Below are 12427 nucleotides of genomic sequence, written 5' to 3'. Positions count from 1 at the left end.
GGCATCGCGGGCGCTGTCGTTACAGCGGCAGGTCGAACACCAGCACTTCGGCGTCGTTGCCGTTCTCCAGGGTCAGCTGCGCTTCGTCGCTGACCTGCAGCGCATCACCGGCTTCCAGGGTGATGCCGTTCACCTGCAGCTGGCCGCGCGCCACCTGCACGTACGCGCCGCGACCGTTGCCGAGGGCGTGGTGCAGCTTCTGGCCGCCATCGAGGATGGTGGCGAAGATGCGGGCGTCCTGATGGATGCGCAGCGAACCGTCGGCACCGTCCGGCGAAGCGATCAGGCGCAGCTGGCCGCGCTTGCTGTCCGGCGTGAAGTGGGTCTCCTCGTAGGACGGCGCGATGTTCTCCGCATCCGGGAAGATCCAGATCTGCAGGAAGTGAACGGTCTCGTCGGCCGAGTGGTTGAACTCGCTGTGGGTGACGCCGCTGCCGGCGCTCATGCGCTGCACGTCGCCGTAGCGCAGCACCGAACCGGTGCCCATCGAGTCCTTGTGTTCCAGCGCACCGCCCAGCACGTAGGAGATGATCTCCATGTTGCTGTGGCCGTGGGTGCCGAAGCCCTGTCCGCCGATCACCTTGTCTTCGTTGATCACCCGCAGCGGGCCGAAGCTGACGTAGCGGGGGTCGTAGTAGTTGGCAAAGGAGAAGGTATGGCGCGAGGACAGCCAGCCATGCTCGGCCAGGCCACGGGTAGCGCTCTTGCGGATCTGCAGCATGATGGAATCTCCTTGTTCGATGGTTTCGATGGGGCGGGGTGGGCCGGTAGTCGCTGTGTTTCCCCGTTGGAGAGAAGTATCCGCTTGCGCCCAGGGTTTGAAAAACGGATAGTTTTGACAGCCATCATCGAAAAATTCGAATGCTCAAGCTCAGTCTCGATGCCCTGCAGATCCTGGACGCCATCGACCGCCGCGGCTCGTTCGCCGGCGCCGGCAAGGCCCTGCACAAGGTGCCCTCGACCATCTCCTACACCGTGGCCAAGCTGGAGGAGGACCTGGGCGTTCAGTTGTTCGACCGGGTCGGCCCGCGCGCCGAGCCGACCGAGGCCGGCCGCGCGCTGCTGGACGAGGGCCGTCACCTGCTGCGCGCCGCACGCGAGCTGGAACTGCGGGTGCGCCGGGTGGCGTCGGGCTGGGAGACCGAGCTGACCCTGGCGGTGGACTCGGTGTTCCCGACCTGGCTGCTGGGGCCGGACATCGCCGCCTTCCGTGAGGCCGAGGCGCCGACCCGGCTGCGGTTGATCGGCGAGGCGCTGTCCGGTACCTGGGAGGCCTTGCTGGATCGCCGGGCCGACCTGCTGGTCGGCGCGCCGGGCGAGGGGCCCAGTGGTGGCGGTTACGTGGTCGAGCCGCTGGGCACGGTGGATTTCGTATTCGCGGTCGCACCCGATCATCCATTGGCTGCAGTACCGGGCGTGCTCGGGCGCGAGCAGCTGGTCGAGCACTGCGCGATCGCTGTCTCCGATTCGGCGCGGCGGCTGTTGCCACGCACGGTCGGCCTGTTGATGGGGCAGGAGATGCTGACGGTGCCGGACATGGCCAGCAAGCTGAAGCTGCAATGCGAAGGCGTGGGCTTCGGCTTCCTGCCCGAGCCGTGCGCGCGTGCTGCGGTGGCGCGTGGCCAGCTGGTGATCCGCGAGGTGGAGGAACACAAGCCGGAAGAGACCTTCTGGCTGGCCTGGCGCACCGGTGAGGATGGCGCCGCATTGCGCTGGTGGCGCGAACGCCTGCGCAGGCCGGAGCTGCTGTCGCAGTGGTGGCAGGCGATGGCCAGGGGGTAGGTGTACGGCAGGGCTGCGCCCTGCACCCGCTACGAGCTGGAGCAACAGCAACAGCAACAGCTGGTTTGCTGAGGGATGGCGGGGTGGGTCCGGTTGCGGGAGACGCCGTAAACCCGTCCATGGGGGCTTGGCAGCCGCATCCATGCGGCTGACACTCCCGCAACCGGACCCACCCCGCCTTCGACAGATTTTCGCGATCTGCCGGAATGGGATGGCCAGCTCTTGGTGGGTGTCGACCTTGGTCGACACGGTAGATCCACGCCATGCGTGGATGCTCTTCGATCAATTGTCGAAATACTCGAACTCGATGGAGATTCATCCACGCATGGCGTGGATCCATCAGGTCGCGAGAATCTGTCAGAGGTGGGGCGGTGTCGGAGTGCGGGGTGTCAGCCGCATGGATGCGGCTGCCAAGCCTACAGGGACGTACTTGCGGCGTCCCCGCACTCCGACACCGCCCCGCCAACCTACGGAATGCCAGCTCTTGCCGTTGCAGTTGCCTTGGCTTGAAGCATTTGCAGGTGCAGGGCGCAGCCCTGCCGAAAAACACGCATAAAAAAACAGCAGGCCGAGGCCTGCTGTTTCGGTGTAATGGTGCGCCCGGAGAGATTCGAACTCCCGACCGCCTGGTTCGTAGCCAGGTACTCTATCCAACTGAGCTACGGGCGCCAATTACATAAACTTGTTGTGTTGACTGTGTATGGTGCGCCCGGAGAGATTCGAACTCCCGACCGCCTGGTTCGTAGCCAGGTACTCTATCCAACTGAGCTACGGGCGCGCGGTACACAATCAATTTACTGCTTAATTTTACTTCATTTCCAGCGGCGGATGCTGGAAACCTGTCGAGTGGTGCGCCCGGAGAGATTCGAACTCCCGACCGCCTGGTTCGTAGCCAGGTACTCTATCCAACTGAGCTACGGGCGCCCTGCGACAGGAGCGGAATTATGCGGATGTCGGCGCGCACCGTCAACAGTTTTGTGAAAATTTTCATCCAACTGAATGAAAAAGCTGTCAGCCACGGCGTCCGGGGCCTTCAGCCAGGCGAAGTGATCGGCGCGCGTACCCAGTTCCTGCGCGGACAGCACGCGCAGCTGCGCGACCACATTCGGCAGTTTCGCCAGCAGCGTCTGCATCGATCCGGTCGGTGCCAGCCAGTCATGTTCCATCAGCACCGCCTGCGCGCTGCCATGCACGCGCGCCATCTGCGCGTCGAGGTCTTCGTCCATGCCGACCGCGGCGTAATGGTTGTTCAGGCCCACGCGCGCCCAGTCGGCGATCAGGCCGCGCGCCTCGGTGCCGCCGAAGCCAAGGCGACGGCCATGCAGGACGCCCTGGCGTTGCGCGATCCACGGCAGGAAGCGGTAGACCAGCGGCAGCAGCCAGCCCCGTGGTGGCGGGAAGCTGCGCCAGAACGGTGAGCCGCTGGCAGCCAGCCACAGGCGCTTGAAGTGCTGCGGATTGCGGCCTGCATGCACGCAGGCCAGCTGCCCACCAAGGCTGTGGCCGCCGATGATCCAGGGCAGGGCGCCAGCCTCGTCATCCGCTGCAGCCAGAACGGCCTGGCTGCCCGGTAGATCCTGTTCGAGTACTTCCCGATAGCCCCAGTCCTGCGTGCGCGATGGCCGCAGCGAGCTGCTGCCGTTGCCGCGCCACTCATGCAGGTAGACCGCAACGCCCCTCGCTGCCAGTGCCTGCGCCAGCGGCAGATAGTGGCGCGCAGCCACGCCCAGCGCGGGCAGCCACAGCAGGCGCGCGATGGCCTGTGCGGGCACGCAGGCGATCACTTCGTAGCGATGGCCGTCGTTGCACTGCACGGCGAGGATGCGTGGCGTCAGGCTCATGCGTGCGGTGCCGCGCCGAAATGGTCGAGCACCAGCACTTCGCTGCGGCCCGGCGCATAGCCTTGCTGCAGCCCACGTGCAACGTAGTCGATGCCGGCTTCGCAGGCATTGGCCAGGCTCAGGCCATTGCACAGCTGCGCAGCAATGGCCGAAGCCAACGTGCAGCCGGTACCGTGCGCGTCCAGTGGCAGGCGCGCATGGATGAATTCTTCGCTGCTGACGCCGTCGAAATAGCGGTCGATCACGCGATTGCCTTCCAGCAGGTGGCCGCCCTTGAGCAGCACTGCGCCAGCACCGAGGTCGAGCAGGGCCGAGGCGGCCTGTTCTGCGTCTTCGCCGTTGCTGATCTTCCGGCCGACCAGCAGTTCTGCTTCCGGCGTGTTGGGGGTGATCAGCGTGGCCAGCGGGATCAGGCGCTCACGCATGGCCTGCAATGCGCTGTCTTCCAGCAGGCGTGCGCCGCTGGTGGCGACCATCACCGGGTCCAGCACCACGTGGGGGGGACGATGCTTCTCCAGTGCGTCGGCGACGGCGTTGATCACTTCGGCGTTGGCCAGCATGCCGAGCTTCACCGCGTGGATGTCGAAGTCGTCGAAGCAGGCGTCCAGCTGTGCACGCAGGAAGTCGATCGGTGGCACATGTACGGCGGTCACGCCGCGGGTGTTCTGTGCGGTCAGCGCGGCGATCGCCGAAAGGCCGTGCACGCGATGCGCGGCGAAGGCCTTCAGGTCGGCCTGGATGCCGGCGCCGCCGCCGGAGTCGGAGCCGGCGATGGTGAGGGCGGAAACGGGAGTGGTCGGGCTCATCAGGCGATTGTGCCGTGGTCCTGCAGGGGAGGGTAGATCCACGCCATGCGTGGATGCCTTTGATCCGTCAGGCGGGGTCAGATCCCTTTTTCGCAGGAAAAGGGATCTGACCCCCGGGCGCCCGCAGCGCGACCCTCAATGCCGCCAACGTGCCCACTGCTGGTACAGCACATAGCCCAGCCCGGTCAGGCCGGTCAGCAGGGCCGGAGCGAGCAGGGCGTCGTATTGCCAGCGTACGAACAGCCAGGCGCCGATGACACCGCCGGCGAGGAAGCCGCTGATGATCAGTCCGCTGAGGGTCAGGCGCCGCACCTGCAGCGGCAGCCCGCGCAGCAGGTGGCCGAGGCCGATGCCCAGGTCGGTGAACATGCCGCTGAGGTGGGTGGTGCGCACCACCGCGCCACTGAAGGTGGTGGCCATCGCGTTCTGCAGGCCGCAGGCCATGGCGGCGGCCAGCGCGCCCCAGATCTGCTGTTGTTCAAAGAGCGGAATGGCGATCAGCAGCAGCGCCGATTCCAGCGCCAGTGCCACGCCATAGCGCCGGCCCAGTTGCAGGGCGCTGTCCTGGATCAGCAGGCCGCTGAGCATCGCGCCCAGCGAGAACGCGATCAGCAGCCCCCACAGGTGCCCGACGGCGCGCCAGTCCCCCTGGGCCAGTGCCATGCCGAGCTGGCTGGTACTGCCGGTCATGTGGCTGACCGCCTGGTGCTCGAAACCGAGGAAGCCGACCACGTTGACCATGCCGGCTACGCACGAGAGCGCGACCGCACCGATCCAGACCCAGGTGGGCAGGCGTATTCCCATCGGCGAGGCCCCTCAGGGCCCGCCGAAGCCGCCGTTGAACTGCAGCTCGCTGAAGGTATTGCTGGCCGGATCGAACACTGCGCCCCAGAACTGTGCTCCGCCATCGCAGGCGCGGATCGCTTCCCGTGCGGGATTCACGCCGCTGTCGTCGTGCGGGAAGGCGTTGATGTAGATCAGCCGCTTGCCGGCACTTTCGATGCCGACGTACTGGCGGTCGAAGTCCAGCACCTTCGGCACCTGTGCTTCAAGCGATGACAGCCGCGCTTCCAGCTGATCGATCTGCTGCCGGCTGGGTGCCCAGTAGCCGCTGACCCGCCCGGCCTCGCGGCCGGGGCTGGGCCGCGAGCAGGTGTCGAGCACCTGCGCGGCGATGATCGGGCGGGTGACGACCCAGGACTGGCCGGTGCGCTCGGCGGTCGGCACGCTGGCCGGGCCGCGCGTAGTGGTGCAGGCGCCGAGCACGGCTGCGAGGGTGATCGCAGCCGTGGGCAGCAGCAGGCGGGTGCAGCGGTTCACAACACCTCCGAAGCGTAATCGGCCAGGCGCGAACGCTCGCCACGGCGCAGGGTGATGTGCGCACTATGCGGCCAGTTCTTGAAGCGATCCACCGCGTAGGTCAGGCCCGAAGTGGTTTCGGTCAGGTACGGGGTGTCGATCTGCTCGACGTTGCCCAGGCAGACGATCTTGGTGCCGGGGCCGGCACGGGTGATCAGCGTCTTCATCTGCTTCGGGGTGAGGTTCTGCGCCTCGTCCAGGATCAGGTAGCGCGACAGGAAGGTGCGGCCGCGCATGAAGTTCATCGAGCGGATCTTGATGCGGCTGGCGAGCAGGTCGTTGGTGGCCTGGCGGCCCCAGGTGCCGCCTTCCTGGTTGTGCGTGAGCACTTCCAGGTTGTCGGTCAGCGCGCCCATCCACGGCGTCATCTTCTCTTCCTCGGTGCCCGGCAGGAAACCGATGTCCTCGCCGACGCTGACCGTGGCGCGGGTCATGATGATCTCGCGGTAGCGCTGCTGGTCCATCGTCTGCGCTAGGCCGGCGGCCAGTGCCAGCAGGGTCTTGCCGGTACCGGCGGTACCCAGCAGGGTGACGAAGTCGATCTCCGGGTCCATCAGTGCGTTGAGCGCGAAGTTCTGCTCGCGGTTGCGCGCACTGATGCCCCACACGGCGTGGCTGCCGTGGCGGAAATCATCGACCAGCGACAGCACCACCTTGCCGTCGCCGACCACGCGGCTGACGCGCAGTTCGACTTCGTCTTCGCCGGGCAGGTAGACGTACTGGTTCGGGTACCACTCCTCGCCGTCCTGCGCGAGGATTTCGTAATGGGTACGGCCCTTGTCGCTCCAGCTGCGCAGGTCGTCGCCGTGGCGCTTCCAGAAGTCTTCCGGCAGCTCGGTGGCGCCGGTGTAGAGCAGGCTGAAATCGTCCAGCGCGCGGTCGTTTTCGTAGTCCTCGGACACGATGCCGGCGATGGCGGCCTTGATCCGCAGGTTGATGTCCTTGGAAACGAACACCACCGGCAGGTCCGGCGTTTCTTCCTTCAGGGCCAGGATCGCGCCGAGGATGGCGTTGTCCGGAATGACCTTGCCGAAGCTCTTGCCGGCATCGAAATGGCTGGTCTGGAAGCGCAGCTTGCCCGCGCTCTGCTTGCCGCGCAGCTGCAGGCCATTGGGCCGCTGCAGCGGAATGCCGTCGGCCAGGTTGTCCAGGCCCGATGCCTGCACCAGTTCGTTGAGGAAGCGGCTCACCTGGCGGGCGTTGCGGCTCGCTTCGGAGGTGCCCTTCTTGCCGTTGTCGAGCTCCTCGATCACCTGCATGGGCAGGTAGACGTCGTGCTCCTCGAATTTGAACAGCGCGGTGGGATCGTGCATCAGCACGTTGGTATCCAGCACGTAGATGCGCTTGCCTCGGGTCATCGTCGATTCCTGGTTACGGACAGGGAAAAACCACCACGGCCTGCTGCGGGGCAGGGTGATGGCAGACACAGTAGGCAGTGGGACTCACTTGGACTGGGAGGCCTTCAGTTCGGCGAGAACGGCATCGGCATGGCCGGCAACCTTGACCTTGCGCCAGGACTGCACGATGCGGCTGTCGGGGGAAATCAGGAAGGTGCTGCGCTCGATGCCACGTACCTGCTTGCCGTACATGTTCTTCATCTTGATCACGTCGAAGGCGGTGCACAGCGCTTCGTCGCCATCGCTGACCAGCGGGAAGCTGAAGCCCTGCTTGGCACAGAAGTTGTCGTGCGACTTCACCGAGTCGCGCGAGACACCGAGCACGACCGCACCGGCCTTCTTGAACTTCGGCAGCAGCGCGTTGAAGTCGATGCCTTCGGTGGTGCAGCCGGGCGTGCTGTCCTTGGGGTAGAAGTACAGCACCAGCCACTGGCCGGCATAGTCGCCGAGGGTGGCCTGGTTGCCACCGGACAGTGCCAGCGGCAGGGAGAGGGTAGTGCTGTCCAGGGTATCGCCGTTGTTCATGAGGTCCTTCTGTCGAGCCTGGGTTGTTTCTACGACAATTGCATGAAACGCCACGCGCCCGTGAGAGGCGCGCGAAAAATCCGCACTTCCGATCAGAATTTCATCGGGTCCATGATCGCGTCCAGGTTCAGGTGGTCGCAGAACTCGAGGAAATCGTCGCGCAGCGCGGCGATGTGCATGTTGGCCGGCACGCCGATGGTGACCTGCGCGCTGAACATCTCCGCACCGGTCTGCATGGCGCGGTAGCGGGTGCTCTGCAGGTTCTCGATGGTGATGCCCTGGCGGTCGAAGAAATCGGCCAGCTGGAACAGGATGCCCGGCTTGTCGGCAGCGATCACCTCGACGATGTACGGCAGCAGGTTGGACTGCGCCTGCTTGGCGGCGGTGCGGTACCAGACCAGCTTCAGGCCTTCCTCGCGCTCGAGCCGGGTCAGCATCGCTTCCAGCTTGGCCACCGAGTCCCAGGAGCCGGTGGCCAGGGCGGTGACCGAGACATCGCGACCGACCGTGGCCAGGCGTGCGTCCACCAGGTTGCAGCCGCTGTCGGCGATGCGGCGGGTGACGGACAGCAGGGGGGACTCCGGATGCGTCGTGTAGGCGTTGATCAGGAGGTGGTTTTCGCTCGGCGCGGGGCGCGGGGTGGTGTCGGTCAAGGCGATTCCGGGTAATGCATGCGTTAGTCTGAATGCCCGCCAGAGGCGGGGATCCACCGGTGTCCAGCATACTTGCCCGTGCTTTCGCGCCGCAAGTAACATTCAGGTCGCCCCCGGCCTTTCGTGGCGGGCGTTTTCCCTTTCCAGCCAAGAGCAGCACGTCCTTGTCCCTTTCCGGCCTCATCACCGCGCTGGCGACCCCGTTCCGGGCCGACGGCGCCCTCGATCCCGACGGTTGGCAGCGCCTGCTGCACCTGCAACTGGAAGGTCGCGTCCACGGCGTTGTCGTTGCCGGCTCGACCGGCGAAGCGGCAACGCTCACCGATGCCGAGTACGACCTGCTGCTGGCCAGCGCGGTCGAGCGCATCGGCGGCCGCATTCCGGTCATCGCCGGTACCGGCCTGTCGGGCACCGCCAAAACCATCGAACAGACCCGCCGCGCCGCTGCACTCGGTGCCAGCCACGCGCTGGTGGTGACCCCGCCGTACGTGCGCCCGACCCAGGCCGGCCTGATCGCGCACTACCGCGCGGTGGCCGACCAGGGTGGGTTACCGGTCGTGCTGTACAACGTGCCCGGCCGTACCGGTTGCGACATGCAGCCGGAGACCGTGGCCGAACTGGCCAGCCATCCCAACATCGTCGGCATCAAGGAGGCGGTGGGCGACACCAGCCGGGTGCAGGCGCTGCTGGCCCTGCGCAGCCCGCAGTTCGCCGTCCTCAGCGGTGACGACGGCACGGCGGCCCGGTCGATCCAGGCCGGCGTCGATGGCTTGATCTCGGTCGGTTCCAATGTGCTTCCGGGCGCCTACCGCCGGATGTGCGAGCTGGCCGCCGCCCACGACCATGAAGCCACCGGGTCCTGGGACGCGCGCCTGCAGCCGTTCCATGACTTCTGCGGTGTCGAGCCGAACCCGATTCCGGTCAAGGCGCTGCTGCGCCGTATCGGCATCGGCCACGACCTGCGCCTGCCGCTGCTGCCGCTGTCAGCGCCGCACCATGCGGCTGCCGACCATCTTGCCGGCGACATCGCCGCCCTCGAAGCCCTTTCCAGCCACTGACCTTTCGTCTTGGTCTGACCCAGGAGATTCACATGCGTCAATCCGTTTCCACTGTCCGCGTGCTGTCCTACGCCCTGCTTGCTGTAGCTGTTGCGGCCGGCACCACCGGTTGCTTCAAGCGTGGCGTCAAGGGCGACTACGCCCTGGCCCCGGAAATGCGCCCGCTGGAAGTGCCGCCGGACCTGAACCTGCCGGCCACGACCGGCGACAACAAGGTGCCGGCGCTGGTTTCGGCCACCAAGCCGGCAGCACCGGCGGCCGCGGCTCCGGCCGTTGGCAACACCGGTTTCACCATTGCCGGTGGCAAGGATGAGGCCTTCGCCAAGGTCGGTACCGCGCTGGAAGGCGTGGAGGGCGTGACCATCGCCAGCCGCGCCCAGCTGCTCGGCTCGTACGACGTGGCCTACGAAGGCAGCAACTTCCTGGTCCGCGTGGTCGCCGTCGATGCCGGCGCCTACATCTCCGCGGTCGACCCGCGTGGCCTGCCGGCCACCGCCGAAGCGCCGGTGAAGCTGATCGCCGCGCTGAAGGCGAAGCTGGCGCAGTAAGGGCCAGCCGGCTGGGTGTGGGCCTTGGTCCGCACCTGCCTTGGGTAGCGCCGGGCCATGCCCGGCGAGCGTGAAGCGCGGCCCAGGATCCGCCGGGCATGGCCCGGCGCTACCGGAAATGGAAAAGGGCGCCCAAGGCGCCCTTTTTCGTTGCTGCTGCTTGCGCCTCAGCGCCTCAGCGCTCCAGCAGCTTCAGCTTGTCCGGCTTGCCATCCCATTCGCCGGCGTCGGCCGGCGGGTCCTTGCGCACGGTCAGCACCGGCCACTCTTTCGCCAGTTCGGCGTTGAGGGCGACGAAGCCTTCCTGGCCGGCGGGGACATCGTCCTCCGGGAAGATCGCATTGACCGGGCACTCCGGCTCGCAGAGGGTGCAGTCGATGCACTCATCCGGGTCGATCACCAGGAAGTTCGGGCCTTCGTGGAAGCAATCCACGGGGCACACTTCCACGCAATCGGTGTGTTTGCACTTGATGCAGTTTTCGGTGACGACAAAGGGCATGGGCTGGGGGTGGATCGATTCCTGAACCCGCCAATTCTAGAACAGGTTGGCCTTCGGTGTCGGCGCAGGGCGGAAATCGGGCGTCTGGCAGGCGCGGCCGTGGCGGTCATTGGCGGCAGGGCAGGGCCTGTGCGACGCTGCGGGACGATCGGTCACCCATCGTGGCCGGATTCCCTTCCCAGCAGGATCGTCCATGTCCCAAGCCCAGCCCGGCACCGCGCCCCACGGCGGTGAGAACACTGCATTCATCGTCCTGATCAGCTGCGTGGCCACCCTCGGTGGATTCCTGTTCGGCTTCGACAGTGGTGTCATCAATGGCACGGTCGACGGACTTCGCCAGGCCTTCAACTCCAGCGAGGCGGCGCTCGGTTTCGAAGTCGCTTCGATGCTGCTGGGGTGCGCGATCGGTGCCTTCCTGGCCGGCTGGCTGGGGGATCGCCTGGGCCGTCGTGGCGTGCTGATCGTGTCGGCACTGATGTTCCTGGTGTCGGCGCTGGGCGCCGGTGCTGCCCACGCCTCCTGGCTGTTCATTGCTGCACGCGTGCTGGGCGGCTTCGCGGTGGGGGCGGCCAGCGTGATGTCGCCGGCCTACATCGCGGAAGTGGCCTCGGCGCGCTATCGCGGGCGTCTGGCCACCGTGCAGCAGATGGCGATCATCTGCGGCCTGTTCGCAGCGTTCCTCAGCAACTACCTGCTGGCCCGTGCCGCCGGGGCCTCGACCGAGCCGTTGTGGCTGGGCCAGGAGGCCTGGCGCTGGATGTTCTGGATGCAGGCGCTGCCCTCGGGGCTGTTCCTGCTGCTGTTGCTGGTGATTCCCGAAAGTCCGCGCTTCCTGGTCGTGAAGGGGCGCCCGGAGCAGGCGAGGGCGGTGCTGTCGCGCCTGTATGGTGAGGGCACGGCCGCGACCAAGCTGGCCGAGATCGAGGCCAGCCTGGCCCAGGACCAGCACAAGCCGCGCTTTGCCGACCTGCGCGACAAGGTCACCGGCAAGCTGCGCCCGATCCTCTGGGTCGGCATCGGCCTGGCGATGTTCCAGCAGCTGGTCGGCATCAACGTGGTGTTCTACTACGGCGCGGTGCTGTGGCAGGCGGTCGGCTTCTCGGAAAGCGACGCACTGCTGATCAATGTGCTGTCCGGTGCGCTGAGCATCGGCGCCTGCCTGCTGACGGTGTTGCTGATCGACCGCATCGGGCGCAAGCCGCTGCTGTGGATCGGCTCGGTCGGCATGTCGGTGGCGCTGGTGCTGATGGTGGTGGCCTTCGCCAGCGGCAGCCTGGCCGACGGTCGCCTGCAGCTGTCCGACGGCATGGGCCGGCTGGCGCTGGTCGCGGCCAATGTCTACGTGGTGTTCTTCAACATGTCCTGGGGCCCGGTGATGTGGGTGATGCTGGGCGAGATGTTCCCGAACCAGATCCGCGGCCCGGCGTTGGCGGTGGCCGGCGCGGCGCAGTGGACCTCGAACTTCGCGATCACCGTGACCTTCCCGATGCTGCTGGCCGGCATCGGCCTGGCCGGTGCCTATGGCATCTATACGGTGGCGGCCATCCTCTCGATCTTCTTCGTGGTCCGCTACGTGCGCGAGACCAAGGGCAAGGAGCTGGAGCAGATGGAAGGCTGACGTTGCTCACCTTTTCAGCGCCTCCCTGTTACGAGGGGAGGCGGCAGGCCAGCCGATCCAGGACACGCCGTAAACCCATCCATGGGGGCTCGATGGCGCCATCCATGTCGCCAGCGGTCCTGGATCGGCTGGCCTGTCGCCTCTCGATACATTGCGGGTGGCGGACGCAGGTGTGCGCGTCGGGATTGAATTGACTGCGGAGGAGCGAGGCTGTTCGTGCCGCCGTCGCGGGAAACTGTCAGGAGGGGGCGGGTCACCCTTGACTGGACCGTTGGCGCCATGGATGGCGCCATCGAGCACCATGGATGGGCTTTTGCGTGTCCAGGCAAGGGTGACCCGCC

General features: G+C 66.5%; 13 protein-coding genes and 3 tRNA genes. 4 read left to right on the top strand and 12 right to left on the bottom strand.

The window, feature by feature from the left end; translation table 11 throughout:
* Positions 1–19: 19 nt before the first annotated feature.
* Positions 20–721 (bottom strand): pirin family protein, encoded by a 702-nt coding sequence (locus AC5P88_RS08410; RefSeq protein WP_049428172.1) that lies wholly within the window; start codon positions 719–721, stop codon positions 20–22.
* A 140-nt stretch (positions 722–861) separates the two neighbouring features.
* Here AC5P88_RS08410 and AC5P88_RS08405 point away from each other — a divergent pair, with 140 nt between their 5' ends.
* Entirely contained in the window at positions 862–1782 is a 921-nt protein-coding gene (locus AC5P88_RS08405) for a LysR family transcriptional regulator (protein ID WP_106550707.1), read from the top strand.
* Between the two features lie 592 nt (positions 1783–2374).
* Here the strand turns inward: AC5P88_RS08405 and AC5P88_RS08400 are convergent.
* The 10 genes from AC5P88_RS08400 to AC5P88_RS08355 all read right to left on the bottom strand — a co-directional run bounded on the left by AC5P88_RS08400 (position 2375) and on the right by AC5P88_RS08355 (position 8363).
* Positions 2375–2451: transfer RNA gene (locus tag AC5P88_RS08400), tRNA-Arg, on the bottom strand.
* Positions 2452–2483: 32 nt separating this feature from the next.
* A tRNA-Arg gene (locus AC5P88_RS08395) sits at positions 2484–2560 on the bottom strand.
* Between the two features lie 69 nt (positions 2561–2629).
* Positions 2630–2706: transfer RNA gene (locus tag AC5P88_RS08390), tRNA-Arg, on the bottom strand.
* The gene (locus tag AC5P88_RS08385; RefSeq protein ID WP_106551315.1) at positions 2697–3623 is read right to left on the bottom strand and encodes an alpha/beta hydrolase family protein; all 927 of its coding nucleotides are present in this window, start codon (positions 3621–3623) and stop codon (positions 2697–2699) included. Before AC5P88_RS08385 ends, AC5P88_RS08390 begins: the two co-directional genes overlap by 10 nt.
* Positions 3620–4429: a bifunctional hydroxymethylpyrimidine kinase/phosphomethylpyrimidine kinase gene (gene thiD, locus AC5P88_RS08380; RefSeq protein ID WP_106551314.1), complete on the bottom strand. Its 810-nt coding sequence runs from the start codon at positions 4427–4429 to the stop codon at positions 3620–3622. The genes AC5P88_RS08385 and thiD overlap by 4 nt, the downstream gene beginning before the upstream one ends.
* A 135-nt stretch (positions 4430–4564) precedes the next feature.
* Positions 4565–5233 (bottom strand): YoaK family protein, encoded by a 669-nt coding sequence (locus AC5P88_RS08375; protein WP_049430678.1) that lies wholly within the window; start codon positions 5231–5233, stop codon positions 4565–4567.
* Positions 5234–5245: 12 nt separating this feature from the next.
* A complete protein-coding gene (locus AC5P88_RS08370; RefSeq protein ID WP_087803265.1) occupies positions 5246–5749 on the bottom strand; it encodes a hypothetical protein in 504 nt (167 codons plus the stop codon).
* Positions 5746–7146 carry a PhoH family protein gene (locus tag AC5P88_RS08365; protein ID WP_014036782.1) on the bottom strand — a complete coding sequence of 467 codons (1401 nt, stop codon included), beginning with the start codon at positions 7144–7146 and terminating at the stop codon, positions 5746–5748. The genes AC5P88_RS08370 and AC5P88_RS08365 overlap by 4 nt, the downstream gene beginning before the upstream one ends.
* A gap of 84 nt (positions 7147–7230) precedes the next feature.
* Positions 7231–7710 carry a peroxiredoxin gene (locus tag AC5P88_RS08360; protein ID WP_087803263.1) on the bottom strand — a complete coding sequence of 160 codons (480 nt, stop codon included), beginning with the start codon at positions 7708–7710 and terminating at the stop codon, positions 7231–7233.
* A gap of 92 nt (positions 7711–7802) precedes the next feature.
* Entirely contained in the window at positions 7803–8363 is a 561-nt protein-coding gene (locus tag AC5P88_RS08355; protein ID WP_005409051.1) for a glycine cleavage system transcriptional repressor, read from the bottom strand.
* 164 nt (positions 8364–8527) lie between these two features.
* Here AC5P88_RS08355 and dapA point away from each other — a divergent pair, with 164 nt between their 5' ends.
* Positions 8528–9421: a 4-hydroxy-tetrahydrodipicolinate synthase gene (gene dapA, locus AC5P88_RS08350; protein ID WP_111113869.1), complete on the top strand. Its 894-nt coding sequence runs from the start codon at positions 8528–8530 to the stop codon at positions 9419–9421.
* 32 nt (positions 9422–9453) lie between these two features.
* Entirely contained in the window at positions 9454–9969 is a 516-nt protein-coding gene (locus AC5P88_RS08345; RefSeq protein WP_005409053.1) for a hypothetical protein, read from the top strand.
* 175 nt (positions 9970–10144) lie between these two features.
* On the opposite strand, the gene fdxA is transcribed toward AC5P88_RS08345, so the two are convergent.
* The gene (fdxA, locus tag AC5P88_RS08340) at positions 10145–10468 is read right to left on the bottom strand and encodes a ferredoxin FdxA (RefSeq protein WP_005409054.1); all 324 of its coding nucleotides are present in this window, start codon (positions 10466–10468) and stop codon (positions 10145–10147) included.
* A gap of 193 nt (positions 10469–10661) precedes the next feature.
* Between fdxA and AC5P88_RS08335 the strand changes: the two genes are divergently transcribed.
* Positions 10662–12086 (top strand): sugar porter family MFS transporter, encoded by a 1425-nt coding sequence (locus tag AC5P88_RS08335; RefSeq protein ID WP_087803261.1) that lies wholly within the window; start codon positions 10662–10664, stop codon positions 12084–12086.
* Positions 12087–12427: the final 341 nt, after the last annotated feature.

The sequence above is a fragment of the Stenotrophomonas sp. YJH_SMC_8 genome, from assembly GCF_059371315.1.
Note: the sequence above shows the minus strand (reverse complement) of the source record. Positions and strands in the feature narration are given on the sequence as shown.

Excerpts from the sequence above, each read along its gene's own strand:
- AC5P88_RS08410 (WP_049428172.1), bottom strand. The coding sequence starts at position 721 with ATGCTGCAGATCCGCAAGAGCGCTACCCGTGGCCTGGCCGAGCATGGC.
- AC5P88_RS08405 (WP_106550707.1), top strand. The coding sequence starts at position 862 with ATGCTCAAGCTCAGTCTCGATGCCCTGCAGATCCTGGACGCCATCGAC.
- AC5P88_RS08385 (WP_106551315.1), bottom strand. The coding sequence starts at position 3,623 with ATGAGCCTGACGCCACGCATCCTCGCCGTGCAGTGCAACGACGGCCAT.
- thiD (WP_106551314.1), bottom strand. The coding sequence starts at position 4,429 with ATGAGCCCGACCACTCCCGTTTCCGCCCTCACCATCGCCGGCTCCGAC.
- AC5P88_RS08375 (WP_049430678.1), bottom strand. The coding sequence starts at position 5,233 with ATGGGAATACGCCTGCCCACCTGGGTCTGGATCGGTGCGGTCGCGCTC.
- AC5P88_RS08365 (WP_014036782.1), bottom strand. The coding sequence starts at position 7,146 with ATGACCCGAGGCAAGCGCATCTACGTGCTGGATACCAACGTGCTGATG.
- AC5P88_RS08360 (WP_087803263.1), bottom strand. The coding sequence starts at position 7,710 with ATGAACAACGGCGATACCCTGGACAGCACTACCCTCTCCCTGCCGCTG.
- AC5P88_RS08345 (WP_005409053.1), top strand. The coding sequence starts at position 9,454 with ATGCGTCAATCCGTTTCCACTGTCCGCGTGCTGTCCTACGCCCTGCTT.
- fdxA (WP_005409054.1), bottom strand. The coding sequence starts at position 10,468 with ATGCCCTTTGTCGTCACCGAAAACTGCATCAAGTGCAAACACACCGAT.
- AC5P88_RS08335 (WP_087803261.1), top strand. The coding sequence starts at position 10,662 with ATGTCCCAAGCCCAGCCCGGCACCGCGCCCCACGGCGGTGAGAACACT.